We start from the raw sequence: 23,482 nt of genomic DNA, 5'->3' as shown, positions 1-23,482 counted from the left end.
GGCGCTAGGAGCTGAGATTCCATGCATGCGTCATTGGTGAAACCGCAAGATGCCGTCATCGTTTCGGTGTTGGCCGCCGTACTCGCGTTCGGCCTCACGCTGACGACTCCCATGGTCGGCATCCAGGTCGTCTTCGGCTTTCTCATCGTCTTGATCGCGTTCACTTCGGTTCCCGCCGCGCTCTTCCTGCTCATCTTCTCCATGTTGCTCTCTCCTGAAATATCGATCGGGCAGGTGGCCGGGAGAGGCGTCGGGGCGCGTGACCTCTCATTGCGTGTGGACGACCTCTTGCTGGTGATTATCGGATTCAGTTGGTTGGTCAAAACGATTATCTACCGCGATCTGGCTCTCATTCGCGAGACGCCACTCAACCGTCCGATCGCCTACTACATGCTGGCTTGCGTACTTGCCACGTTGCTGGGTGTCATCGCCGGCCGGGTCCGTCCACTGACGGGATTCTTCTTCATCCTGAAATACTTTGAATATTTCTTCGTCTTCTTTATGGTGGTCAACCATGTGTCGACCAAACGGCAGGTCGTCAGTTTGGTCACCGCGTTGCTTGCCACCTGCTTCGTGATCAGTGTCTATGCGATTCTTCAAATTTCGAGCGGACAACGGGCGAGTGCGCCGTTTGAAGGGGAGAGCGGAGAGCCCAATACCCTCGGCGGGTATCTGGTCTTCATCATGGCCATCGTCATGGGCCTGTTTCTCCACTTGAAGTCCAATCCGATTCGGGTGTTACTCGTGTTGCTGATGGGGTTCATCAGTCTCGCGCTGATGGCCACGTTGTCTCGTTCATCGTACCTGGCTGCGGGAGTCTTGATGCTGGCTGTCGCTGCGACGCAATGGCGGAGACCCGGTGTGCTCGCGCTGATGCTCCTGCTCGCCGTGGCCCTCCCGTTTGTTGTGCCGGACAACGTGAAAAACCGCGTCAACGAGACGTTTTTCGGGCGGCAGTACGGCGGTGAAATCAAAGTCGGGCATGTCGGGTTGGACCTGTCCACGACTGAGCGGCTGCGCTCCTGGCAATATGTGCTGAAGGATTGGCTGCATAGCCCTCTGCTCGGGCGAGGGGTCACCGGCTATGCCTGGGCGGACGCGCAATATGTCAAAATTCTCGGCGAAACGGGTCTCGCCGGTATGGTCGCGTTCATCTTCCTGATCGTCCGCTTGTGGCGCCGCGCGCGGGAGACCTTCCTGTCCGAACAGGATCCCTTCTGTAAAGGATTGGCCCATGGGTTGCTGCTCGGCATGGTGGCGATGCTGGCGCATGGCGTGGGAGCCAATACCTTCATCATCATTCGTATCATGGAACCATTCTGGCTCTGTGCGGGACTCGTCATGATCTTGCCACGGCTGACATCGGAGCAAACAGACGGTACCTTTCAGCGAGCGCAGGCATGAGATGGTTCATCTTCTGTTACTGGTATGAGCCGGATGCGCCATCCGATCCCGTCGGGCTCGTCAGGATCTGGACGTTGGCGCGCCAGCTCGTCGAGCAAGGCGACCGCGTGACGGTGCTCCCCCCGCGATACCGGTCCTCGTTGCTGCAACGTGGTTTTTCGACCGCGCCGATCCCCCTTCTTTCTTGGCCGGTCCTGCGACCGCTGTCCTATGCAGTGCTGTCCTGCCTCGTCGGACTTGTCCAAGCCTGCAAGTCGAAACCCGACATCGTCTATTACCGATGGATGGACAGCCCTCATCCGTTACTGTTTGCGAGACTCGTCGGCGCGCAATGTGTCTGTGAAGTGAATGGGGAGCCGGTGCCCGATTGGTCGGGGGCCGACCGCGGGCTCAAGCAGAGGCTCAAACATTGGCTGGCGTCGTGGGCACTCAGGCGCTGCGATCGGGTCGTGGTCTTGACCGATGGGTTGCGGGAGCTCGTTATTCACCGTTATCGGGTTGCTGTTGAACGAGTGGCCGTCGTACCGAGCGGGACGGATACCGACCTATTTGCTCCTCAGGATGCCACGACATGTCGGCATCGACTTGGGTTAGACCCCGAGAGGGAGTACATCGGCTTTGTCGGGAGCTTTTATCGCTATCAAGGGCTGCAGTGTTTATTGGAGGCGATGGCTATCGTCAGGCGGACGAGACCCTCTGTGCATCTCTTGTTAGTCGGTGATGGAGAAGCCGCGCCGGAGTTGAAGCAGCAAGCAGACCACTTGGCACTGACTTCGTGCATTACCTGGGCCGGCAGGATACCCTATCGGGAGGTTCCGACCTGGATCGGTGCGATGACGCTCTGTCTGGCTCCATTCCGAGGAGATAGGGGGGAAACATCTCCGGTCAAAGTGTTCGATTACCTGGCCTGCGGAAGGCCCGTGATTGCCAGCGCGATTCCCTCAGTCTCTGCCACATTTTCTGTTGAGGCCGGAGTCACATTGGTTCCGCCTGACGATCCAGTTTCATTGGCTGAAGCGGTGGTGGCATTACTGGACGATGGGGAACGGCAATCTGATATGGCCATGCAGGGCCGTCGTTTCATTGAGCAGGATTATAGTTGGACGCATCTCACGACTCGTTTGAAAGAATGGCTTGCCGCCAGGCAGGTCCCGATACAACATGCGCATTCTTCTGTTCTGTGATGAAGACCTGAGTATTGCAGCAGGCGGAGCCAGGCAGGTTTTAGAATTTGCCAAGGCTCTTTCGTTACGCGGCCATACCATTAAAATTCTGGGCCCTCAGCCTGCTCACGGCCATCGACTTGCGCAGGAGTTTTCCTCGCTGTCGTTCCATCCTATTCGGGTCTGGCGGGTGGCCGGACTCAGGCCATTTTCATTTTTGGTCGCGTCATGGGTTGTGCTCCGGAAAGAACTGGTGACGTGGCGACCGGAGGTGTTGCTCTGGTTCGATTCGCCAGGGCAGATGGCTCCATTGCTCGCCTTGTCCGGCCATCGCTGTGCGAGCGTATTGTTCGTCAACGGATTCCCGGAGGAAGAAGTGCAAGGGTTCTGGCGGTTTCCGCTCATACGGTGGGTGCTTCGTACGGCATTGAAAGCTGCGACGCACCGTGTGGAGGCGGTGGTGAGTATCTGCGGCGAGATCGTCACACAGATGCAGCAGTCTTGGGGCGTCCATCCAGAGCGATGTTTCGTCATTCGTAACGGGGTCGATGGGGATCGGTTCCACCCTCAATCGCATGGAGCGGCGAGACAGGTCCTCGGCCTTCCTGCCTCAGGCCCCTATATCGGATTTGTCGGAGGATTCTTTCCGTGGCACGGGTTGGAGACGTTGATTGAAGCAGTGGAGCTGGTCTGTGACAAGGTGCCCACTGCCACGTTCTTGCTGGTGGGAGACGGCCAGACAAGGCCTGCGCTCGAAGAACTGGTTCGGCAACGGGGATTGACGGAGATTGTCCGTTTTGTCGGTCGGGCCGACTGGGCCCAGGTGCCGACATGGATTGCGGCCTGCGATGTCTGTGTCGTCTTGCATCGTCACACACGATCCTATCCCGGCGATTCCATGAAACTATGGGAATATCTTGCTTGTGGGCGGCCTGTTGTGACGACAGCCGGCCCCGGGTACGGAGAGACGGTGGAGGCGATCGGTTGTGGGCTCGCAGCACAGCCTGAGGATGCAGAGGATTTGGCTCGACAGTTGCTCCGCTTGCTTGAAGACCCGGATGCGCGGGCAACAATGGGGGACCGTGGACGGATGGCAGTGGTGCAGTCCCATACCTGGGCAGCGCGTGCACAAGAGTTGGAGCAGGTCTGTGTCGCGGCTCATGCCGCAGCGCAGCGGACAGCATGATGACACAGGGCGAGATGACGATCACGGACTCTCAGATGAAGCAGGGCCTGGTAGCGCCGGTTCCACTCCGTCTCCGCCATCGGATTCTCCAGGCCGGTGGATGGGCTGGGGCTGGATTTGTCTTGGATAAGGTGATCGCAGCGATTCAGCTCATGGTGGTGGCTCGACTCTTGAGTCCTGCCGATTTCGGCGTCATGGCGGCGTCCGCAACCATCGTCCTGGCCTTCATGATGATCAGCGAGCTGGGTGTTGAGTCGGCGTTGATTACCAAGACTGAGGTTGACCGTGAGGATTTGGCGGTCGCCTGGACCATCGCGATCGCGCGGGGAGTCACCATGGCTGCCTGCCTCTGGGCCACGGCCGATGTGATCGGTCAGGTCATGCAGATGCCTCAACTGGCGTCGCTGTTACGAGTCCATGCCTGGTTGCTCGTGCTGCAGGGATTGCAGAGTCCGGCGATGGCACTCGTGGCAAAAAGTCTCAACCTGCGCCTTCGTGTCACCATGGATCTCGTCAGACGTGTCATTGAAGCTGGCGCAATCATCGGACTCGCGTTGTGGCTCAGAAACGTCTGGGCGCTCTTGCTTGGGCAACTGCTGGGGATGTGCGTGGGCAGCATCCTGTCCTTCTGGGTGGCGCCGTTCAAGCCGCGCCTCTCGCTCTATGGTCCTGCACGGGAATACTTGTGGAGTTACGGCAAACATTTGAACGTCACAACGCTCTGTATCTTCGTGGTCATGAGCGGGGGTGAGCTGATCATCGGCCGTATGCTCGGTCAGGATTCGCTGGGCCTCTATCAGATCGCGTTAGCGATTCCACTGCTGTTGGGCGTACGGGCCACCGTGTTGATCCATCAGATCAGCATGCCCACCTATGCGTTGCTTCAACGGGATCGACCAGGAGTGATCCGTGTTTTCGAACTGCAAATGGGGCTGGTGGGATTCATATTTATTCCATTGGCCTCGGCAGTCGCGGTGTTCGCTCCGGTGATTGTGCCCGTAGCATTCGGTCCCCAGTGGCTTGCCATCGTCGACCCTCTGAGGGTGCTGTGCTTGTACGCGGTTTGTGCGGGGTACTCGAGCGTCATGACCGCCCTGCACTATGGGGCGAATCGGCCGGATCTTCAGATGAAGAGCTGGATCGGGCAATGTCTCTTTTATGCGTTGTCGATAGTGCCGCTCACCATGAGATTTGGTCTCACTGGCGCCGCTGTTGCGCTGGTCGCCAGTTACCTGATGGGACTCCTGTTACAAGGGATCGGGACGAGAGATCTGATCGGTACGGCAGTGGACGCCGTGTACTGGTCGACCGGGAGAGCCTGCCTCATTGGAGGGACCCTTGTCGGAGCGATCCTTCTGATGTCTGGGGCCACCTCAGCCACGCCATCCTCATGGGTAGTAGTTACTGCCTGTCTCAGCGCAGGCGGACTCTATAGCGGCTATCTCTGGCTGATCGAGGTTCCACGGTTGAAAGTGCTCTGGGAGCATCACTGACGGATGGATGATGCGATGATCGATCTGTCGATTGCGATCGTGAGTTACAATACGAAGGATCTCCTTCTGGATTGTCTTCGTTCGCTCCATGCCCACACTCCTGGAATCAGGTTCGACGTGATCGTCGTCGATAACGATTCACGCGACGGCACGACATCGGCATTGAGAAACACCTATCCCGCCATCACGATCATTGCGAATCAGGATAATCGTGGATTTGCCAAGGCGGTGAATCAAGCGGGAGCGGTGAGTCGCGGGAGGCATCTGCTCCTGCTCAACAGCGATACGCTTGTCAGGGATCAAGCACTGACGACCATGGTCAGGTATCTGGACGAGCATCCTGATGTTGGGGCGGTCAGTGGTAAACAGTGGACAGGAGAGGGACATCTGAACCAAACCTGCTTCCCGTTTCCTTCTATTCGCGACCACCTGTTCTACTCGGCTCTGTTCCATCGAGTCGCCCCGTCTATGCAAGCGGCTGCCGCGTCGGCACAGGCGGTCGATTGTACAATATCTCAAGATGTCGATTGGGCGAATGGGGCCTGCTTGATGGTCCGGCGATCGTTGTTTGAACAATTGGGGGGATTGGACGAATCATTCTTTATGTATTTCGAAGACGCCGATCTGTGCAGGCGCCTGCACCATGAGGGATATCGTGTGCGGCATCTCGCTGAGGCGGCCATCGTTCATTTGATTGGACGGAGCAGCGGCCGAGATCGTGACTTCTTACAACGTGTGTGGGAGTTCAGCCGCATTCGATATGTCGAGAAGCATTTTTCTCCGGTTAAGCGCTGGCTCATGAAGGGGTGGATTGCAGTCGGCATCGGGTGGCGATTGGCGCGGTCGCTGGGTTGTGCGCCCGAGACGCGACGCCTGAAGATCCAGAGTGGTGTGGCGGTCATGCGCCGATTGTGGAGCGCACCGCAGCCGGTCGAGCAGGTGCCGGCCCATTCATCAGCACCGCACCGGTAGAGAGGACAGATCGTATGGAACGCCGCGAAGCCTATCCGACCGATACGCAACATATCGTGAACTTGTCAGGCTATGTCTGGGCAGCCAAACAGATTCCAGGGCTGGATCGGTTGCATGTGCTCGATCTTGCCTGTGGGACGGGCTACGGGTCCGACTATCTGAGTGGAAAGGCCGGTCGAGTCGTCGGGGTGGACTGTGCCCCTCAGATCGTCGCCCGCAACCGTGCCCGCTACGGCCATTCCGGCGCGTCGTTTTTAGCCATGGACGGTTGTGCGCTCGGTTTTCAGGACGAATCCTTCGATTGCATCCTATCGCAAGATACGATCGAACATATCGTGGACGACCGGCGGTTCGTGGACGAGGTCGCACGCGTCTTGCGCAAAACTGGCACTCTCGTCATTTTTACGCCTCACGGTAAGAGTACCCTGGACAAGCCAGAAGATCCCTACCACGTGCGGGAGTACAACCAGGAAGAGTTTCGCGAGATACTCTCGCCCTACTTTTCGAGCATCCGCTGGTTCGGTCGCCGTCAAGGCGCACGTTTGCAAGCGGCTGAGCGATCGATGGACTCCGTGCGTCGATTCGACCCCGGCGGACTCCGTAATATCGTGCCTCGTCCCATTCGGCATTGGCTCGGCGGTGTGGTCAGCCGGCTTCAGGGTGGACCCTCATTGAGAGCCCTGACTCCGGAAGATATCGAGTATACGGAAGGCGTCGCCAGCGATACGAATCTCATCGGGATTTGCATGAAATGACGCAGGTCAACGACGCGCGATCAGCCGGACGATGGTCTCCCACGGCGCTGTTGTTGTTGGCCGGTCTGCTGGGATTGTTGGCCAGGGCCTGGATGATTTCCCATACGCCAAGGCAGGGTTATGCCGTCGATGATCTGTTCGATACCTTGGCCTGGAATCTTGCATCGATTGGACGGTTCACTCTGGATGGGAGCACGCCGTCGGCCCATGTCGGTCCTCTCTATCCCGCTGTCTTAGCCGCGTTCTATCACCTGGTCGGTCACAGACCGGATTGGGTGCCCTATCTGCATGTCGTCTTCGACATCGGCACAAGCAGCTGTATCTACCTGGTGGGAACGAGACTGTTTGGCTCTTGGACCGGTGCGATCGCGGCATCGGTCATGTTTCTCTATCCAACCTACTGGACCTACGATCCTCGGATCAGGAGTGAGAGCCTGCTGACATTGCTGATGAGCGCATGGTTATGGGCGACGATCGTCTCGATCGAATCAAGACGACTCCGCCACTTTGCCATCATGGGCATGTTCGCCGGGCTGAGCCTGCTATGTAAGCCGGCTGCGATGCTGCTGGGGATCGGTGTCGTCGCGCTGGCCTATGGGGGAGCCGAGACCATAGGATGCAAGACCCGCTCTGCGACGGTGTATCTGCTCGCCTGTCTGCTGATCGTGATGCCCTGGACCATCCGTAACTATCTGACGTTCGATGCGGTCATGCCCGTGTCTGCCGGAGTCGGGGCCGGCCTCTGGATGGGCAGTGACCCCGTCTCGCGAGGGAGTTGGCCCATGTCCAATGAGACTGAGTTGCAGATTTGGGAAACCGCCGGGATTACCCCCTTGCCTCATGCCTATGCGATGTACGAGGTGTCGACCGATCAGCTCTTGCGGGAGAAGGGCTGGGCGCGTATCAGAGAAGCGCCGGTTCGATACCTCTGGCTGACGCTGACCAGAATGTTCGATTTCTGGATCGGGAATTCCTACTACCTGGTCAACTCAGATCAGGGATTTGTCTCTAGTCTCAGTAAGGATGTTGCAGACCGAGGCTGGCTGGTGGCTAGTTACAGTGTCGGGAAACGACTGCTCCTGATTCCTGGTCTGGTCCTGTTGGCGGTCTGGAGCGCCTGGTCTCATCGAACGCGCTGGCAGGAACTTCTTCCCCTCTATCTGTTCCCCATCGGCCTGATGTCGGGCTACGTACTATTCACAGTAGAAGCTGGCCGGTATGCGTTGCCTGTGCTACCGTGCCTTATGGTGCTGTCGGTGGCGGGATTGGCGCACGTTCGCCTCTCGAGAATGTCTGGACGCCATCGGTAATCTCTTTTCCTGAGGCTGTGATTCTAATGGGTTATGACCTTACCAGAAGCCAGTTCAATCGCCTGGTGCGCGCGTACCAGCCCTCGCGGTATGAAACGTTTGGCGCGGAAGACGCGCGTTTCACGACCCCGATGAATCATGCCTTGAAATCTCGCGACCGCCTTCATGTGGCGCTACGAAGCGGGTTGCAGCGTCTTCCTGAAGGCCCTCAGACGATTGTGGATTTCGGTCCCTTCCCAGGCAGTCTCTTGCGCCTCTTGCGGGGGATTCAGCCGACGAAGACGGCGCGGCTGTTCGGCGCCGGTTTGATGGCGAGTCCGGAGTTTGTGCAATTCATGAAGCAGGATGCCGATGTAGAGATTCTCACCGTGAATCTCGATCCTGCCGGGCAACAGTTCACGTCGAAAGGGTACCAGGAGACGGTCCCGCTGCCGGACTCTTCCGCACAGCTCGTCTTTGCCCTGGAGATCGTCGAACATCTGATATCGCCGTTTCATTTGATGACGGAAGCCTACAGATTGCTGAAGCCCGGTGGGCATGTGGTGATCACCACCCCGAATGTCACCCGCATCGGCAATATTTTCAAGCTGCTGGTCGGCCGATCACCCAACGATCGGCTGGCTCCTCCCGGGTACAACGATCCCAACGATGAGTGGCGACCGCATGCGCGGGAATATGCGATGCATGAACTGGCGGAGATGCTGCGTCACGTCGGATTCGAGATCGCGCTCTCAAGGTTTTTCTTGGGCGAAGACACGCAGGATTGCCAACAGACCGCCCGCCAGAGCGCGATCGACTGGACCAAGCTGCCGTTTTATCTTGTTCCGCATTTGCGCGGGAGTCTGTTGATCCTGGGGAGAAAACCCTGATGCCGGTCGTGGTGGCAGAACTGGCCGGGTCCGCGGCGTATGGAGGCGGTGAGCGATATCTAGAACTACTCTTTGAGCGACTCGACCGCACGCGGTATCGATCGCTGTTGATTTGTCCAGAGCCCGGTTCGTTTATAGGGCGGATGGAAGCGCGAGGCGTGGAGACTCACCTCGTGCACCTGGCGCCCTTGTTCAATCCTTTTGCCCTCTGGCGGTTGAGTCGGTTGTTGGTTCAGGAACGAGTGACCATTCTCCAGACGCATGGTGCCCGGTCAAACTTTTATGGGCGGATTGCGGGACGTCTGGCCGGCGTCCCAGTCATTATTTCAACCGTTCATAATTCACTGAAAGACTATGAAGTTTCTGTCTTCACACGATGGGTCTATGCGGCAGCACTTCGCCTGACGCTCGCACTGGTCCAACGGGTCATCTGCGTCTCGGACGCCACTCGCCGTGATTTGATCGACGAATGTTCGGCCGCGGTGGCGAAGGTGCAAGTGGTCCACAACGGCATAGACCCCTCGGACTTTTCTGCACAGCCGGATCGCCAGAAAATCAGACGGGAGTTAGGGCTGGGACAGCGGCCAGTCTTGGTGACGATCGCGCGGTTGACCGCAGCAAAGGGACATCGCTATTTGCTGGAGGCGCTTCCAGGACTGCTGAACAGGTGGCCGGAGCTCTGCTGCCTGTTTGTGGGAGAAGGTGAATTACAAGACGCGTTGCAGCGGACGGCGAGAGAGCTGGGTGTCGAGCGGGCCTGCCTGTTTGTGGGGGTCCGTACAGACATCGCCGATATCCTGGCTTCGGCGGATCTGTTCGTCTTGCCCTCTATCTCTGAAGGGTTTCCCTTTGTGCTGTTGGAAGCGCTGGCGATAGGTTGTCCCGTCGTTGCGTCAATGGTGAACGGTATTCCTGAGCTGATTGAAAACGGGAAGACGGGGCTCCTTGTGCCTGCGCGAGACCATCAGGCGCTTGCGCGGGCCATACAAGCATTGTTGAGCGATCCGGTCGCGGCATCGAGGATGGGAGCCGCGGGACGAACGGTGGTACGAGAGCAGTTCACGGCGGATCGCATGGTAGCGAATACGACGGCCATCTTCGATGCGGCAGTGCAAGACGCGGGCGGGCCGTTATCGGTCCAGAGGCAGGTGATCGCGTGAAGACGGCAGTCATGCCGGAGACAGAACAGATCTCCTGTCCCTGTGGGAGCCAGGTCCTACCGATCAAGGTGTTTCAGACGCCGACCAGACGGTATGTCCGTTGCCCAGACTGTGAGTTGGTGTTTCTGAATCCTCGGCCGTTGACCACAAAAGTTGAGGAGTTCTACCGCGAAGACTACGACGAAGCCTATGGCGAGATCGAGGCCTCGTCGGATCGCGACCCGGTGTTCGAGAGTGTCGCGCGTCGTCTTGCCCAGTACCGGCAGCCGCCCGGGCGGCTGCTCGATGTCGGTTGTGGGGATGGCGCATTCCTCCTCCTCTGTCAGTCTGCGGGATGGAGCTGTTACGGACTGGAGTTGTCGAAGCGGGCCGCTGCGCGCGCGGTTCGTCGTGGTGTGACGGTGTTGCCTCCAGACTCTTTGGAGCGGATCGGTGAGTGCGAACCGTTCGATGTCATCTCGTTGGTGAACGTGTTGGAGACGGTCGCGAGTCCGGCGACTGTCCTCCGGCAGGTCGCTGGTGCCTTGGCGCCATCCGGTCTCGTGGTGATCAGAGCGACCAACGGGGCCTTCCACCTTCCGATGCGGACACCGGCTCGGTGGGTTGGATCGCGCTACGATCAAGCCTTTCATCTCTTTCTCTATTCGCCAGAGGCCCTCCGTTCGCTGTTGCAGGGGATTGGATTGGAGACGATCGCGATCCATAACTCAGTTCCGAGCCGAGGGCCGCTCACTCCCGCGAATCCCTGGATGAGCCGCCTCAAGTGGCGGATCGGTGCGGCCGCGTTCTGGTCCTGTGCGGAGTTGCTCTACAGGGTGACAGGCGGGCGTGTGGTCTGGGCTCCGTCATTTGAGCTCATTGCCAGGCGGAACGAGGGATTGTCATGAGTCAATCTCATTGGTTCAGCCTCCGAGGGAGACGCGCACTTAGATTTGTGGGGCTGCTGGTGGCACTGTGCCTGCTTGGTGCCTTGGCTGCACTCACGGTGCGCTCGATGTTCACCTCGGTGGGGTCTGCCAAACATATGCGGTACGAGCCTGTCGATGTGCCGCCTCAGGAGGTCTCGCCGCGGCACCAAAAAGAGAGGGACGAGTACGACCGGCGGGAGCGAGCCGTGATGGAGAAGAATCGGTAGCCACGTTTCATGGGGGTCCTCATTTCATGTGCGGTATTTGTGGCCTTGTGGGCGATAACGATCCGGTCCTGCTTGAGCGGATGCTTGCCCGCCTGATCCATCGTGGGCCTGACGATGAGGGGATGCATTCTGCCGCAGGCGTCGCACTGGGTGCGCGGCGATTACGAGTGATCGATCCGCGCGGCGGCCATCAACCGGTTCGCAACGAGAGCGGCTCTGTCTGGGCGGTTTTAAACGGGGAGATCTACAACTATCGCGAACTTCGCGAGGAGTTGATCCGGAAAGGCCATCGCTTTCAGTCCGATTGTGACACCGAAGTGCTGGTGCATCTCTATGAAGAGGAGGGGCCAGAGGGGGTCTATCGGCTGCGCGGCATGTTCGCCTATGCCATCTGGGATCGAGAGCGGGAGCTCGTTTTATTGGTCCGCGATCGCTTGGGGATCAAACCGCTCTACTACTCCGTTCAACCGGGGCATGCCGGCGCGGCTCATCGCGTGCTCTTTTCGTCGGAGCTCCCATCGCTGTTGGAAGGTCTGCCGGATTGGAGGATTCGTCCGCAGGCCATCGCAGATTTCCTGTCGCTGCTCTATGTGCCTGGCCCCGATACGCTGGTGGAAGGGGTCTATCAGCTCCGGCCGGGCGAGGCCCTCAAGATTGTGCGGGGCCGGTTGGAGTTCTGGCGCTATTACCGTCCCGAGGAAGAGGTCCTTCGCCAGGTCGAGTTTCAGCAGGGCGACCAGCGGGAGCAATTTCGGAGCATGCTCCGTGACTCTGTACAGGCCCACTTGATCAGCGACGTCCCGCTCGGCTTGTTTCTCTCTGGTGGGCTGGATTCCGCGTCGATCCTGGCCTGTATGCGCGAGGTCATTCCTGGATCAATCAAAACGTTTTCGATCGGGTACGAGGCGCCGGAAGACCAATCGTACAATGAGCTCAAGGCCGCCAGGCTCCTTGCGACGCATTTCGGGACCGACCATACGGAAGCCCTGTTGCGTCCGGATGCGGTCTCGCTGTTGCCTCGTGTCGTGGCCGGTATGGGGGAGCCATTCGCCGACTCGTCCGCCATCCCCACCTATCTGGTGTCCGAGGTGGCCAGGCAGTCTGTGACGGTCGCGCTGTCCGGTATCGGCGGGGATGAACTCTTCGGCGGGTATCCCCGCTATCTCGGGATACGTGCGGCAGCTCAGTATGCCGCGCTTCCCGTGGCGATGCGTACTTGGTTCGCCGCCCGAGCAGAGTCTCTATCTGACGGTTCAGGGAGCCGCAATGCGCTCGGCCGCATCAAACGGTTTCTGCTCGATGGCAACCGTCCCCTCCATGAGCAATATCTCCGCTGGACGACGTTTCAACCAGCCGGATGGGATGGACCATTGTTGGCCGATGGACTGCGTATGGCCGTCGCCGATCGCTCGGCGCTCCACAATCTCGGGCGTCTCTTCGATCAATGGCCGTCTGATGAGCCGGCCGATCGAGCCATGGGTGTCGATCTGCAAACCTATCTGCCGGACGATCTGTTGCGAATGGGTGATCGGATGAGCATGGCCCATTCACTTGAACTTCGCGTGCCGTTTTGCGACCACCATCTGCTGGCCTTTGCCTGTTCCTTGCCGGCTGCCACGAGACTGCAAGGATGGAAGCTGAAAGGATTCATGAGGTCTGCCCTGCGAGACCTCTTGCCGAGCAGCATCGTCTCTGGTCCGAAGCGAGGATTCATGCTACCGCTTGGACGATGGCTGCGGGAGGATCTTCGCGAGATGAGCCGGGATCTGTTGTCCGATGAGGCGATTCGCCGGCGAGGCTATGTCGATCCTTCCTATGTGCAGTGGTTGCTGGCTGAGCATCAGAGCGGGAGACGGAATTTCACCGATCAGATTTATGCGCTCATGGTGTTGGAACTATGGCATCGGCAGGTCGCGCAGCCTGTTTCGAACCAGACGATGGGAGTGGGCGCGGCATGAACGTCGTTCTGTTCTCAGAGGTTACGGTCGAGCGGGTGATCGGCGGTGCCGAGCGAGTCCTTCTCCAGCAGTCGTTAGGTCTCGCCAAGCTGGGCCATCAGGTGCGCGTCATCGTGCGGGCTCCCTGCGAGTCTGCCGAGGCGACATGCTCGATCGGCAACGTGACTGAACGGCGCTATCCCGTGACCAGAACCAGCGAGCCGGCCTTTGTCTGGTCGTCGGTACAGAATTCCCTGCGCGCCTTCGATGTGATGGGGCAGACCGGTCCTATCGATGTCGGGGTCATCCATCAATCGTTGGCTGGTCTCGGTCCGATCTTGTCTCGCTATCGCAGGGTCGGCCGCTGGGTCTATGTCTGTCATTCGCTGGCGCATGAGGAATACCTCACGAGGGCGGAGCGGGCACCTTCGACATTGGAACGGATCAGACGGAAGCTGAGCGCGCGCGCCAGACGGTGGATTGAACGAATGGTGATGCGCCGCTGTCATCATGTGGTGGTCTTGAGCGAGTTCATGAAACGGCAGGTCATAGCCGCTCATGGCATTGCGCCGAAGGACATTACGGTGGTCCCTGGTGCAGCCGATCTTGCCCTGTTCTATCCGGCAGAGGATCGGGCCGAGGTCAGGCGAGAGCTGAAAATTCCCGAGAACCGTACCGTGTTGTTCACGGTGCGCAATCTGGTCCCTCGCATGGGGTTGGAACATCTGATTGAAGCCATGACGCTTCTCGGGGAGGAGCGGCGGAACCTACTCCTCTTGATCGGCGGGGAAGGCCCTCTCCGCCAGCGATTGGAGGAGCTGATTTGCAGCAAGGGATTGCAAGACTCCGTACAGTTGCTCGGGTTTGTGCCGGAGGAACAGTTGGCGAAGTATTACCAGGCCTCTGACTTGGTCGTGATGCCGACGCTGCAGCTCGAAGGGTTCGGCCTGGTGACGGTCGAAGCGCTGGCCTGCGGCACTCCGGTGATGGGGACGCCAGTTGGCGCGATTCCGGAAGTATTGAGTACGGTCGATCCGTTGTTGGTGACAGAAGGGACAGATGGAGGGTCTCTCGCAACGACCTTGCGATTATGGCTGACGCGATTCCGTGAGCAGCCTGGTGAGCGGGAGCGCCTTTCGAAGAAAGGCCGTGAGGTCGTGGAGCGGCGCTTCAATTGGGAAGCCCATACGGCGCAGTTGGATCGTCTCTTTGCCGCTGGTTCGAAAGCCGGACAAGTGACTGGGGCGAGGAAGGTGATCCATGTAATCACGCGCCTCGACTATGGCGGGTCTGCGCAGAATACGATGTTGACGGCCCTCGGTCATGATCCTGAGCAGTTCGAGCCGCTGGTGGTGGCTGGTTATCCGGGTTCGTGGGATGCGCAAGGTGGACAGGCTGCGACAGAGGAGAATTGCCGGAGACTCGATCAGGCCGGAGTTCGTTGGCTGCTGCTGCCTTCCCTGACGCGAGCCGTTCACCCGCTGAAAGATCTTCAGGCCTTGTGGCAATTGATCGGCCTCTTCCGGCGAGAGCAGCCGGCATTGGTCCATACCCATACGTCGAAGGCCGGCGTGGTGGGACGAATGGCAGCTTGGTTGGCGAGGGTGCCAGTCATCGTCCATACGCCGCATGGCCATGTGTTCTACGGCCATTTCGGTCCCTTCCGGTCATGGTTGTTTCTGCAGATCGAACGAGGGTTGAGCCTGATCACAGACCGTCTGATCGCATTGACGGACGCGGAGCGGCAGGACCACCTCGATCGTACAGTCGGCAGGGCTGACCGATTCGCTGTCGTGCCGAGCGGGATCGATCGTGAGAAGTTCGGACAGGCGAGGGCTCACGGGAAACAACAGCCGGACTGGTTCGGTTGCCCCGCGGATGCATTGGTCGTCGGGTCGGTCGGGTGGCTCACCGATATTAAAGGCCACGAACATCTGATCGAAGCCATCGCTGCATTGAAACAGGATTTCCCCTCTCTTCACCTCGTGATCGTCGGGAGTGGGGGTCGGCAGGACGCATTGTTACAGCAGGCAGAATCGCTCGGTATCCGCGATGCCGTACATCTCCTCGGTCACAGGGAGGATGTCGATATCTGCCTCGCGGGGATGGACCTGTTTGTCTTACCCTCGCTGAATGAAGGGATGGGCCGTGCGTTGATCGAAGCCATGGCATCTGGACTTCCGGTGATTGCTTCACGCGTCGGCGGTATTCCGACCGTGGTCGATCACGAACGAACCGGCTTGCTGGTCTCGCCAGGCGATGCCGGTGCATTGGCAGGGGCGTTACGGCGGATGCTCGAGCGACCGGAGTGGGCCAGGCAGTTGGGCGTCGCAGCGAGCCGTAGCGTGGATAGCCGATATGGATCGCGCTCCATGGTCCATGCCATCGAATCTATCTTTGCCGAGGCGCTCACGGTTCATGGGTAAGCGAGAGAGACAGAAGCGATGGGTCGTGCGGTTGATGCTGCCGTTGATGGCGCTGGCGATTGTACTATGTGGCATGGTCGGGCATGTCGCAGCGTCGGACGAGCGCCTACAACTATTGGCTACGCTCCATGTCCATAGCACCGCCAGTACCGGCGATATGACGGTCGAGGCCTTGGCTGTAAGGGCGGAGCAGCTCGGCCTGGATGTCCTGATACTGACCGATAATTTCTCGCTGCGATATGAGTATGGACTCTGGCCTTTGCGGGGTATCCTGAAACAGCGAGTCACTGTTCCCTCCGTGCTGGAGTATGGGATTGAACGGTATCTCGATGAGATTGCAGCCTCGCAGCGCCGTCATCCGAGACTCATCATTGTGCCTGGGGTTGAAGTCGCGCCATATTACTATTGGACCGGTTCTCTCGTTGAACGGACGCTGACGATGCACAATGCGCAGCGCAACCTCCTGGTGCTCGGCTTGACCAAGCCGGAGGAATACCGGTCCCTTCCTGCCAGTGGAAACCCTGGATCCTACAGCTTCGATTGGCGAGGGGCGGTAAATGGCGCGCCGATCTTGTTGGTCGTTCCCGCCGTCTGGCTCTGGAGGCCCTTCCGGTCTGCGGCTGACCGGCGATCCCCACGGCGAATGGCTTCCGTGGTCTTGATCGTCTTGGCGGTGGCGCTGGTGGCCAATGCCTGGCCGTTGAGTCAGCCGGCGTTTAGTTCCTATGACGCAGGGCTGGGGTATCGTCCCTATCAGGCTCTCATTGATGATGTGGCGAACAAGGGCGGACTGTCGTTCTGGTCGATGACGGAAGCGCGCGATTTTCACGAGTATGGATTCGGGCCATTGGGAACGGTCACCGTCAAGACGGAGGCTCACCCGGAATCGTTGCTGCGGACGACCGGGTATACCGGTTTCGGCGGGCTCTATCAGGACGAACGAACCCTCAATAGGCCTGGTGAACTCTGGGATCGGTTGCTTCAAGTGCCGGTAGATGCGCAGCGTCCGGTTCCGGTATTGATCGGGGAGTTGGCGTTTCATGGAATGAAGGATGCCGGGAAGGACCTGCATCGTCTGGTCACGGTCCTGTCGGTGAAGGAACGAACGGTGCCAGCGGTGCTGGAGGCGCTGAGTGCAGGTCGTGCATATGCAGTGGGTGAGGGAGATCGCCATGTCCAGCTTCGGTTGGATGAGTTTCGAGTTTTCTGTCAGGACGGAGCGAGATCGGCCTCAATGGGTGAGCGTCTGGATCCAGTCGGCGCTCGCGATCTGACGGTCCATCTCTCGATTTCTGCGGCCGATCACGGACGCCATCCTGTGAAGGTGCGGCTGATTCGTTCCGGGCAGGTCGTGGCGCAATTGGCAGGAGAGACGCCTTTTCTCGCCGATTGGCCGGACCCCACCATGCCGACAGCAGAGCGGATGACCTATCGTGTCGAGATCACCGGTAGCGGAGAACTGTTGAGTAACCCGATTTTTGTGGGGAAGTGATGGGTGATCGGTGATGAGTGATGCGAGACGACTAGGGTACAAGAGAGAATCTTCGCATTTCCGTACTCATCACCCATCACGCATCACGGATCACTGAGCTTATGCGCGTCACCATTCATCAACCGCAGTTTTTGCCCTGGCTGGGGTATCTGGACAAGATCGATCAGGCGGATCTGTTTATCGCACTAGACACGGTGCAGTTCAAAAAAAATGAATGGCAGAATCGCAATCGGATCAGAACGGCAGACGGGTGCCAATGGATTACGGTGCCGGTGATCCATCGCTTCGGCCAATTGGTGAAGGATGTGCGGATTAATCAGACGGTGAACTGGCGGGCTCAACATCTGCGGGCGCTCGAGATCCATTATGCGAAGGCGCCGTTTCGTGACCGCTATCTGCCGGAGTTGCGCAGCCTCTATGAGGCCCCATGGGAACGGCTGCATGACGTGAATCTTGCGGTCATCCGCTGGTTGCTGGGGGCCTTCGGGATTACGACGCCCGTTCGGTGCGCGTCGGAGTGGGAGGCGCGTGAAGAGCCTACCGATCGATTAATCGATCTGTGCCATGCCGTTGGCGCATCGGTCTATCTGTCGGGCCCCGGCGGGGATGCCTATCTGGACGTGCCTCGGTTTGAATCGTCCGGGTTGACGTTAGAGATGCAACGGTTCCAGCATCCGCTGTATGGACAAGTCTACGAACCGTTTATGCCGGCGATGTCGGCGATCGATCTGTTGTGTTGTTGCGGGCCGGAGGCGCTGACGCGATTGCGCGAAGCGCAGGCTGGGCAGAACGTCAATGCGGTGACAAAGCAGTAAGAGTCGGCAGGAAAACTGTTGTGGCACGATGTTCATCGAACAATGGAGTGGCTGCGATTGGTGAGATCGATATAGTCATGTAGGATGTTCAAACAGGCTGTCCAGCAAGGCCGCAGCCGACGAACGCGCCGGAGGCGTAGCCTCAGGGCTACGTTGAGGATGCGTTCGAGGCGAGCACGAAGCTGGCAGACTGTTTGAGCATCCTGGTAATCGAGGAGGATGGGATGGCAACTGAGCGTAGAGTGCCGATGCGGATTCTGGCCATTGGCGCGCATCCGGACGATATCGAGGCAGGGTGCGGAGGTACGTTGCTCAAGTATGCGCAAAAGGGACATCGCATCTTTCTCCTGGTGATGACCTCCGGCGATAAGGGGGGCGCGAGCGGCATACGCAAACGCGAGCAGGCACGATCGGCGAAACAATTGGGCGTCGAAAAGATTTATTGGGGTGGATACAAGGACACGGCGGTGCCGATGGGGCTGGACGTGATTCAGAAAATCGAGCAGGTGGTGCAGGAAGTGCAGCCGCATTTCATTTTCTCGCACTATCACGACGATACCCATCAGGACCATCGGCATTTGGCGATGAGTACGATCACCGCGACCCGCTACACCAAGAATGTGCTGTTCTACGAAGGGCCGACCACCCAGAATTTTTCTCCGACCGTCTTCGTCGATATTGACCAAGTGGTCGAGGCGAAGGTGAAATCGATCGAGGCCCATGTCTCGCAGGTGAAAAAGACCAACATCGAAGGCCTGAGTATCGTAGATGTGATTCGGGCCGGAGCGCATTTTCGTGGCATCCAGGGCCGGGTGAAAAACGCAGAAGGCTTTGTTCCGCTGCGATTGTTTATTAATATCGGCGTATGACCATTGTGGCGATCATCATTCCCCATTCACGACCTGCAATCGACGAAGAAGACCTGCGCGCGACGGCTGAGGTCCTGCGTTCAGGGCAGATTGCCCAAGGGCCATTGGTCGAGCGATTCGAGCGCGACATGGCATCGTTCATGGGGGTGCGGGGTGGGGTGGCGGTCAGTTCTGGGACTGCGGCGCTGGAACTGGCGCTGCGGGCGCTCAACGTCGGCGCCGGCGACGAAGTCATCATGCCGAGTTATGTTTGCCAGGCGCCATGGCTTGCGACGCAACGGGTCGGGGCACAGGCCCGACTCGTCGATATCGACCTGAATACGTTCAATATCGACCCGCTTGCCGCCTGCCAGGCCGTGACTAAGAAGACTCGCGCGATCATCGTCCCGCATCTGTTCGGCCTGCCGGCCGATCTGACAGCACTTGAGCAGATCGGGATTCCGCTGATTGAAGATTGTGCGCAGACGTTGGGGGTTGCGGAACAGGGTCGGCCTGTCGGGACGGTAGGACGGCTCACGGTTTGTTCATTCTACGCGACGAAGCTGTTGTGCGCCGGAGAAGGTGGGATGGTGCTGTCGAATGTGAAGGGGGATCTCGAGCGAGTCCGGTCGCTGCGCGAATATGACGGCGCACCGACATTGGACCCCTTCTCTTGTAATGTGAAGCTGACCGACCTGCAAGCGTCACTTGCGCTGTCCCAGTTGGGACGGTTCTCGGCCTTTCATGAACGGCGCCAAATCCTCGCAGCAGCCTATCGTGCGGCACTCTCCTCCAAGACTGCCGTCTGCCCGACCGCGCCTCCTGGCAGGGCCCACGGATATTATCGATATGTGGTCAGACTTCCGCATCTCCGGACCGATCCCGATGGCCTCATGGGGCTGATCGGCACATTGGAGGTACAGGGGATTCATTGTCGCAAGCCCGTCTTTCGACCGCTTCACCGTTATCTGGATCAGTCCGGTTTTCCCAACAGCGACGAAGCAGACCGAACGGCCCTGTCGATTCCATTCTATCCCAATCTCGCAGACGACGAAGTCAGGCAGATTCTATTATCGTTGGACGAGGTTTTGTTGTGAAAGCCATCGTGGTCGAGCTGTCGCCGTTCGCAGTCCGTAGCAGTTGGCGTTGGTTGACGCCTGCTGTGCTGGGGGCTTTATTGGGAGTGGTGGCCTTGGCCGTTCCCACGGTGCGGCAGCTCTTTGTCTTCGAAGGGCTTCGGTGGCTCTATATCCTCCTCTTTGCCTTTCTCGGCGCCGGTGCGTTGACGCCGCTCATGGTGCATCTCAGTCATCAGTGGGGGCTGGTCGATCAGCCCTCCGACCGGAAGATCCATGTATACCCGACTCCCAGGCTCGGTGGAGTGGCCGTCTATCTGGGTTTTCTGGGCTCGGTGCTGTTGAATTCGATTCTGCCGGACTGGATGATTGCGACGTTGGTCGCCGGATCGTTGCTCTTGATTGTCGGTGTGATCGACGATGTCTGGGAATTGCCTGCATCGGTGAAGTTGATTGCGCAACTCATCGCGGCAGGGATTGTCATTGCCACGGGGAAGGTTCTGACCCTGTTTCCTGTCGGGCCGGTTGGCGATGTGGCGAACGTGATGATGACGTTACTCTGGATCGTCGGGATCACGAACGCCTTCAATTTCTTCGACGGCATGGATGGGTTGGCTACGGGGCTGGCGATTCTCATTGCCGGATTCATGGGAGCGGTGGCGTTTGAGACGAACCAGCCGGGAGTGGGCTGGCTTGCCATCGCCATCATCGGAGCCGGGGTGGGGTTTTTGCCCTATAATTTTAGAGGAAAGAAACCGGCCGTCATTTTTCTGGGAGACGGAGGGGCGACCTTCCTCGGGTTCACGTTGGCCTGTTTGGCCGTCAAGGGGAATTGGGCAGATGCCAGTCCGATCGTCTCATTCAGCAATCCGCTCCTCATTTTCGGTGTGCTGATCTACGACATGATCCACATTACCGTAGAGCGGGTGGCGATGGGGAAAGTGCATTCCGTCAAAGAATGGCTGGACTACGTGGGGAAAGACCATCTCCACCATCGTCTTGAGCGTGCGTTGGGGTCTCGCCAGGCGAGTGTGGCGATGATCTTCCTCATGACGATTTGTCTCGGGTTGGCGGCGTTGGCGCTCCGTCACGCCGGGACGGCTGAAGCGGTACTGCTCCTCATCCAGGCCTGCTTAATTGTGGTCATGATCACGATTCTCGAATGGAGCGGACGCCAGAGACTTTGAGTGCTGGCACAACCTCTCCGGTTCAATCCGATGAACATGTGACTTCAAGAGGACATGTGGGAATTCGAGGGGATAGCCCGATCAGAGTAGTGTGTGCAATTTGCTCAAAGTCTCTGCCATGACTTGTGTGGAGACTTTTCCTTTCTTGCTGGCTTGCCGGGCCTTCCAGTCTAAGCTTTTGACCTGGTCGGCGAGGACCACGCCTGCCAAATCCTCTCCCTCTCCTAATGCCACTTCAAATGGATAGCCCTTTACACGACTGGTGATCGGGCAGCAAAGCATCAAACCGCTGCGCCGATTATAACTGGCCGGCGAGAGGACCAGGGCCGGGCGATGTCCTGCCTGTTCATGTCCGGCTTGCGGCGTGAATTGGAGCCAGACGATATCTCCACGGTCAGGGACGTATTTTCTGGCTGCCATCAGAGTGCCTCATGCCCGACAGGGCCACCAAACTCGACTTCATCGTGGGCATTCTCAGAGGTCATGCGTTTGAGCAAGTCCTCAAGTCTGTACACGCGACGGAGGTGAGGCTTCAGGATGAGCATGCCTTTTTTGACTTCAATGTCCAAATCATCGTTGACCTTGAGGCCCGCTTGCTCCGCGATGCTTTTCGGAACTCTGACGGCCAGGCTATTGCCCCATTTCTGAGCGGTCGTTTTCATGATGTGGGCCTCCGTGAGTATCTACGATGTAGATACTATGCGAAACAGAATGGTCAGTCAATCGGCTGGGGCAGTTACGGCACCCAGCAGCATGTCGACTGCCCGAGCGGAGAGTCTCTCTCCCTCCCCCCTTGCACTGTGCCACAGTTCCCGCTACAAGATGCCTCATGGTTCCCACTGTTGAATGGAAAGACGGCGCGGTTCGGCTACTCGATCAGAGCCGGCTGCCTGAGTATGTCGAGTTTCTGGATTGCCGCGACTACCAAACCGTCGCTGATGCGATTCGTACATTGAAAGTCAGGGGCGCTCCAGCAATCGGGGTGACTGCGGCGATGGGAGTCGCCCTCGGCGCCCAGACCGTCACGGCCTCTGACTATGAGTCCTTCGCCACATCAGTGCTCGTCATCTGCGATCATCTGGCTGCGACCAGGCCGACAGCGGTCAATCTGTTTTGGGCCATCGAACGGATGAAGCGCCTGCTCGCCTCGGTACGCACGCAGCCCGTTGCCTCGATCAAAGCAGCCTTGTTGAACGAGTCACAAGTCATTCTCGATGAAGATATCGCACTTTGTAAGGCGATGGGACAGCATGGAGCGACGCTCATCGCGAGCGGCCAAACGATCCTGACCCATTGCAATGCCGGTGCGCTGGCGACAGCCGGCTATGGCACGGCATTGGGTGTCATTCGCGCAGCCTGGGAGCAGGGGAAGAAGATTCAGGTTATTGCCGATGAAACCAGGCCGGTGTTGCAAGGCGCGCGGCTCACGGCTTGGGAGTTGATGCAGGACAAGATTCCTGTGACGCTCATCACCGACAATATGGCCGGTTCACTCATGCGCCAAGGGAAGATTCAGCTTTGCGTCGTCGGCGCCGATCGCATCGCGGCGAACGGCGATGTGGCCAACAAGATCGGCACCTATTCGGTCGCGGTGCTGGCGAAGGCGCATGGGATTCCCTTCTATGTCGCCGCGCCCTATTCCACGATCGATCTGAAGACCAAGACCGGCGCCGACATTCCCATCGAGCAACGCAATTCTCTCGAAGTCACCACCATTCACGGGAGCCATCCCATCGCACCCCAAGGGGTCGCCGTCTACAATCCAGCCTTCGACGTCACCCCGGCAGAGTTGATCACCGGCATCATCACCGAGCGCGGCGTCTTCAAGCCGGCCGATCTCGCCGCACAGTTTCAGTAATTCGTAGTCCGGAAATTTCCCGCGCAATTCTGTTTGCAGAGCGCAACAGCCAGTAGGTCTGTTTTGCTCACGGTTGTTTGGCAGGAGAGCTTGTGGCCGGCTACGGGGGTCGTTTTTCATAGCCCCTACTGCCTACGGTGTCTTTCCTGGAAGGCCTGTAGCCTGGACTCTCACCGGGTGTTCCTGTATAAAGAGAGGCTCGTCAAAGGCTTCTCCTGTTCTCAAGCCTTAGGGCATAGTATCTTTGATTGTTATCCCAGCGTCGGGGCGTAGCGCAGCTCGGTAGCGCGCCTGCTTTGGGAGCAGGATGTCGCAGGTTCGAATCCTGTCGCCCCGACCAACCGCAGTCTACTTGATCCGTCGCCGCATCATTGAGGCGGCTGGATCAAGACCTCC

General features: G+C 58.6%; 21 protein-coding genes and 1 tRNA gene. 20 read left to right on the top strand and 2 right to left on the bottom strand.

Annotated features, from left to right (window positions below):
* Positions 1–21: 21 nt before the first annotated feature.
* The 18 genes from Q8N00_11510 (at position 22) to Q8N00_11425 (ending at position 21,228) form a co-directional block, all read left to right on the top strand.
* A complete protein-coding gene (locus Q8N00_11510; protein MDP2383419.1) occupies positions 22–1,404 on the top strand; it encodes an O-antigen ligase family protein in 1,383 nt (460 codons plus the stop codon).
* Positions 1,401–2,588, top strand: a complete 1,188-nt coding sequence (locus tag Q8N00_11505) for a glycosyltransferase family 4 protein (protein MDP2383418.1) — start codon at positions 1,401–1,403, stop codon at positions 2,586–2,588. Before Q8N00_11510 ends, Q8N00_11505 begins: the two co-directional genes overlap by 4 nt.
* On the top strand, positions 2,566–3,753 hold the full coding sequence (locus Q8N00_11500; protein MDP2383417.1) for a glycosyltransferase family 4 protein: 1,188 nt from the start codon (positions 2,566–2,568) through the stop codon (positions 3,751–3,753). The genes Q8N00_11505 and Q8N00_11500 overlap by 23 nt, the downstream gene beginning before the upstream one ends.
* Complete coding sequence (locus Q8N00_11495) at positions 3,750–5,246, top strand: oligosaccharide flippase family protein (GenBank protein ID MDP2383416.1); 1,497 nt, start codon at positions 3,750–3,752, stop codon at positions 5,244–5,246. Before Q8N00_11500 ends, Q8N00_11495 begins: the two co-directional genes overlap by 4 nt.
* Positions 5,247–5,249: 3 nt before the next feature.
* A complete protein-coding gene (locus Q8N00_11490) occupies positions 5,250–6,218 on the top strand; it encodes a glycosyltransferase family 2 protein (protein ID MDP2383415.1) in 969 nt (322 codons plus the stop codon).
* Positions 6,219–6,232: 14 nt separating this feature from the next.
* Positions 6,233–6,973 carry a class I SAM-dependent methyltransferase gene (locus tag Q8N00_11485; protein ID MDP2383414.1) on the top strand — a complete coding sequence of 247 codons (741 nt, stop codon included), beginning with the start codon at positions 6,233–6,235 and terminating at the stop codon, positions 6,971–6,973.
* Positions 6,970–8,283: a glycosyltransferase family 39 protein gene (locus Q8N00_11480; GenBank protein MDP2383413.1), complete on the top strand. Its 1,314-nt coding sequence runs from the start codon at positions 6,970–6,972 to the stop codon at positions 8,281–8,283. Before Q8N00_11485 ends, Q8N00_11480 begins: the two co-directional genes overlap by 4 nt.
* Before the next feature lie 26 nt (positions 8,284–8,309).
* Positions 8,310–9,152, top strand: coding sequence for a methyltransferase domain-containing protein (locus Q8N00_11475; GenBank protein MDP2383412.1), 843 nt, complete (start codon positions 8,310–8,312; stop codon positions 9,150–9,152).
* On the top strand, positions 9,152–10,312 hold the full coding sequence (locus Q8N00_11470; protein ID MDP2383411.1) for a glycosyltransferase: 1,161 nt from the start codon (positions 9,152–9,154) through the stop codon (positions 10,310–10,312). The genes Q8N00_11475 and Q8N00_11470 overlap by 1 nt, the downstream gene beginning before the upstream one ends.
* Positions 10,309–11,199, top strand: coding sequence for a class I SAM-dependent methyltransferase (locus Q8N00_11465; protein MDP2383410.1), 891 nt, complete (start codon positions 10,309–10,311; stop codon positions 11,197–11,199). Before Q8N00_11470 ends, Q8N00_11465 begins: the two co-directional genes overlap by 4 nt.
* Positions 11,196–11,447 carry a hypothetical protein gene (locus Q8N00_11460; protein ID MDP2383409.1) on the top strand — a complete coding sequence of 84 codons (252 nt, stop codon included), beginning with the start codon at positions 11,196–11,198 and terminating at the stop codon, positions 11,445–11,447. The genes Q8N00_11465 and Q8N00_11460 overlap by 4 nt, the downstream gene beginning before the upstream one ends.
* Before the next feature lie 26 nt (positions 11,448–11,473).
* The gene (gene asnB, locus Q8N00_11455; GenBank protein MDP2383408.1) at positions 11,474–13,405 is read left to right on the top strand and encodes an asparagine synthase (glutamine-hydrolyzing); all 1,932 of its coding nucleotides are present in this window, start codon (positions 11,474–11,476) and stop codon (positions 13,403–13,405) included.
* Entirely contained in the window at positions 13,402–15,810 is a 2,409-nt protein-coding gene (locus tag Q8N00_11450) for a glycosyltransferase (GenBank protein MDP2383407.1), read from the top strand. Before asnB ends, Q8N00_11450 begins: the two co-directional genes overlap by 4 nt.
* Positions 15,803–17,302 carry a hypothetical protein gene (locus tag Q8N00_11445; protein ID MDP2383406.1) on the top strand — a complete coding sequence of 500 codons (1,500 nt, stop codon included), beginning with the start codon at positions 15,803–15,805 and terminating at the stop codon, positions 17,300–17,302. The genes Q8N00_11450 and Q8N00_11445 overlap by 8 nt, the downstream gene beginning before the upstream one ends.
* Before the next feature lie 101 nt (positions 17,303–17,403).
* Positions 17,404–18,117 carry a WbqC family protein gene (locus Q8N00_11440; protein ID MDP2383405.1) on the top strand — a complete coding sequence of 238 codons (714 nt, stop codon included), beginning with the start codon at positions 17,404–17,406 and terminating at the stop codon, positions 18,115–18,117.
* A gap of 224 nt (positions 18,118–18,341) precedes the next feature.
* Positions 18,342–18,986 carry a PIG-L deacetylase family protein gene (locus Q8N00_11435; GenBank protein ID MDP2383404.1) on the top strand — a complete coding sequence of 215 codons (645 nt, stop codon included), beginning with the start codon at positions 18,342–18,344 and terminating at the stop codon, positions 18,984–18,986.
* A complete protein-coding gene (locus tag Q8N00_11430) occupies positions 18,983–20,062 on the top strand; it encodes a DegT/DnrJ/EryC1/StrS family aminotransferase (protein MDP2383403.1) in 1,080 nt (359 codons plus the stop codon). The genes Q8N00_11435 and Q8N00_11430 overlap by 4 nt, the downstream gene beginning before the upstream one ends.
* Positions 20,059–21,228: an MraY family glycosyltransferase gene (locus tag Q8N00_11425; GenBank protein ID MDP2383402.1), complete on the top strand. Its 1,170-nt coding sequence runs from the start codon at positions 20,059–20,061 to the stop codon at positions 21,226–21,228. Before Q8N00_11430 ends, Q8N00_11425 begins: the two co-directional genes overlap by 4 nt.
* 81 nt (positions 21,229–21,309) lie before the next feature.
* On the opposite strand, the gene mazF is transcribed toward Q8N00_11425, so the two are convergent.
* Positions 21,310–21,648: an endoribonuclease MazF gene (mazF, locus tag Q8N00_11420; protein MDP2383401.1), complete on the bottom strand. Its 339-nt coding sequence runs from the start codon at positions 21,646–21,648 to the stop codon at positions 21,310–21,312.
* Positions 21,648–21,890 carry an AbrB/MazE/SpoVT family DNA-binding domain-containing protein gene (locus Q8N00_11415; GenBank protein ID MDP2383400.1) on the bottom strand — a complete coding sequence of 81 codons (243 nt, stop codon included), beginning with the start codon at positions 21,888–21,890 and terminating at the stop codon, positions 21,648–21,650. The genes mazF and Q8N00_11415 overlap by 1 nt, the downstream gene beginning before the upstream one ends.
* Before the next feature lie 167 nt (positions 21,891–22,057).
* Here Q8N00_11415 and mtnA point away from each other — a divergent pair, with 167 nt between their 5' ends.
* Both mtnA and Q8N00_11405 read left to right on the top strand, forming a co-directional pair.
* Positions 22,058–23,086, top strand: a complete 1,029-nt coding sequence (mtnA, locus tag Q8N00_11410) for an S-methyl-5-thioribose-1-phosphate isomerase (protein MDP2383399.1) — start codon at positions 22,058–22,060, stop codon at positions 23,084–23,086.
* Positions 23,087–23,349: 263 nt separating this feature from the next.
* Positions 23,350–23,426 (top strand) — tRNA-Pro (locus Q8N00_11405).
* Positions 23,427–23,482: the final 56 nt, after the last annotated feature.

Source organism: Nitrospirota bacterium, assembly GCA_030684575.1.
In the GTDB taxonomy this organism is placed as follows: domain Bacteria; phylum Nitrospirota; class Nitrospiria; order Nitrospirales; family Nitrospiraceae; genus Palsa-1315.
The sequence above is the reverse complement of the archived record's forward strand: the minus strand, read 5'-3'. Positions and strand labels throughout refer to the sequence as shown.

Excerpts from the sequence above, each read along its gene's own strand:
- Q8N00_11510 (MDP2383419.1), top strand. The coding sequence starts at position 22 with ATGCATGCGTCATTGGTGAAACCGCAAGATGCCGTCATCGTTTCGGTG.
- Q8N00_11505 (MDP2383418.1), top strand. The coding sequence starts at position 1,401 with ATGAGATGGTTCATCTTCTGTTACTGGTATGAGCCGGATGCGCCATCC.
- Q8N00_11500 (MDP2383417.1), top strand. The coding sequence starts at position 2,566 with ATGCGCATTCTTCTGTTCTGTGATGAAGACCTGAGTATTGCAGCAGGC.
- Q8N00_11495 (MDP2383416.1), top strand. The coding sequence starts at position 3,750 with ATGATGACACAGGGCGAGATGACGATCACGGACTCTCAGATGAAGCAG.
- Q8N00_11490 (MDP2383415.1), top strand. The coding sequence starts at position 5,250 with ATGGATGATGCGATGATCGATCTGTCGATTGCGATCGTGAGTTACAAT.
- Q8N00_11485 (MDP2383414.1), top strand. The coding sequence starts at position 6,233 with ATGGAACGCCGCGAAGCCTATCCGACCGATACGCAACATATCGTGAAC.
- Q8N00_11480 (MDP2383413.1), top strand. The coding sequence starts at position 6,970 with ATGACGCAGGTCAACGACGCGCGATCAGCCGGACGATGGTCTCCCACG.
- Q8N00_11475 (MDP2383412.1), top strand. The coding sequence starts at position 8,310 with ATGGGTTATGACCTTACCAGAAGCCAGTTCAATCGCCTGGTGCGCGCG.
- Q8N00_11470 (MDP2383411.1), top strand. The coding sequence starts at position 9,152 with ATGCCGGTCGTGGTGGCAGAACTGGCCGGGTCCGCGGCGTATGGAGGC.
- Q8N00_11460 (MDP2383409.1), top strand. The coding sequence starts at position 11,196 with ATGAGTCAATCTCATTGGTTCAGCCTCCGAGGGAGACGCGCACTTAGA.
- asnB (MDP2383408.1), top strand. The coding sequence starts at position 11,474 with ATGTGCGGTATTTGTGGCCTTGTGGGCGATAACGATCCGGTCCTGCTT.
- Q8N00_11450 (MDP2383407.1), top strand. The coding sequence starts at position 13,402 with ATGAACGTCGTTCTGTTCTCAGAGGTTACGGTCGAGCGGGTGATCGGC.
- Q8N00_11445 (MDP2383406.1), top strand. The coding sequence starts at position 15,803 with ATGGGTAAGCGAGAGAGACAGAAGCGATGGGTCGTGCGGTTGATGCTG.
- Q8N00_11440 (MDP2383405.1), top strand. The coding sequence starts at position 17,404 with ATGCGCGTCACCATTCATCAACCGCAGTTTTTGCCCTGGCTGGGGTAT.
- Q8N00_11435 (MDP2383404.1), top strand. The coding sequence starts at position 18,342 with ATGGCAACTGAGCGTAGAGTGCCGATGCGGATTCTGGCCATTGGCGCG.
- Q8N00_11430 (MDP2383403.1), top strand. The coding sequence starts at position 18,983 with ATGACCATTGTGGCGATCATCATTCCCCATTCACGACCTGCAATCGAC.
- mazF (MDP2383401.1), bottom strand. The coding sequence starts at position 21,648 with ATGGCAGCCAGAAAATACGTCCCTGACCGTGGAGATATCGTCTGGCTC.
- Q8N00_11415 (MDP2383400.1), bottom strand. The coding sequence starts at position 21,890 with ATGAAAACGACCGCTCAGAAATGGGGCAATAGCCTGGCCGTCAGAGTT.
- mtnA (MDP2383399.1), top strand. The coding sequence starts at position 22,058 with ATGGTTCCCACTGTTGAATGGAAAGACGGCGCGGTTCGGCTACTCGAT.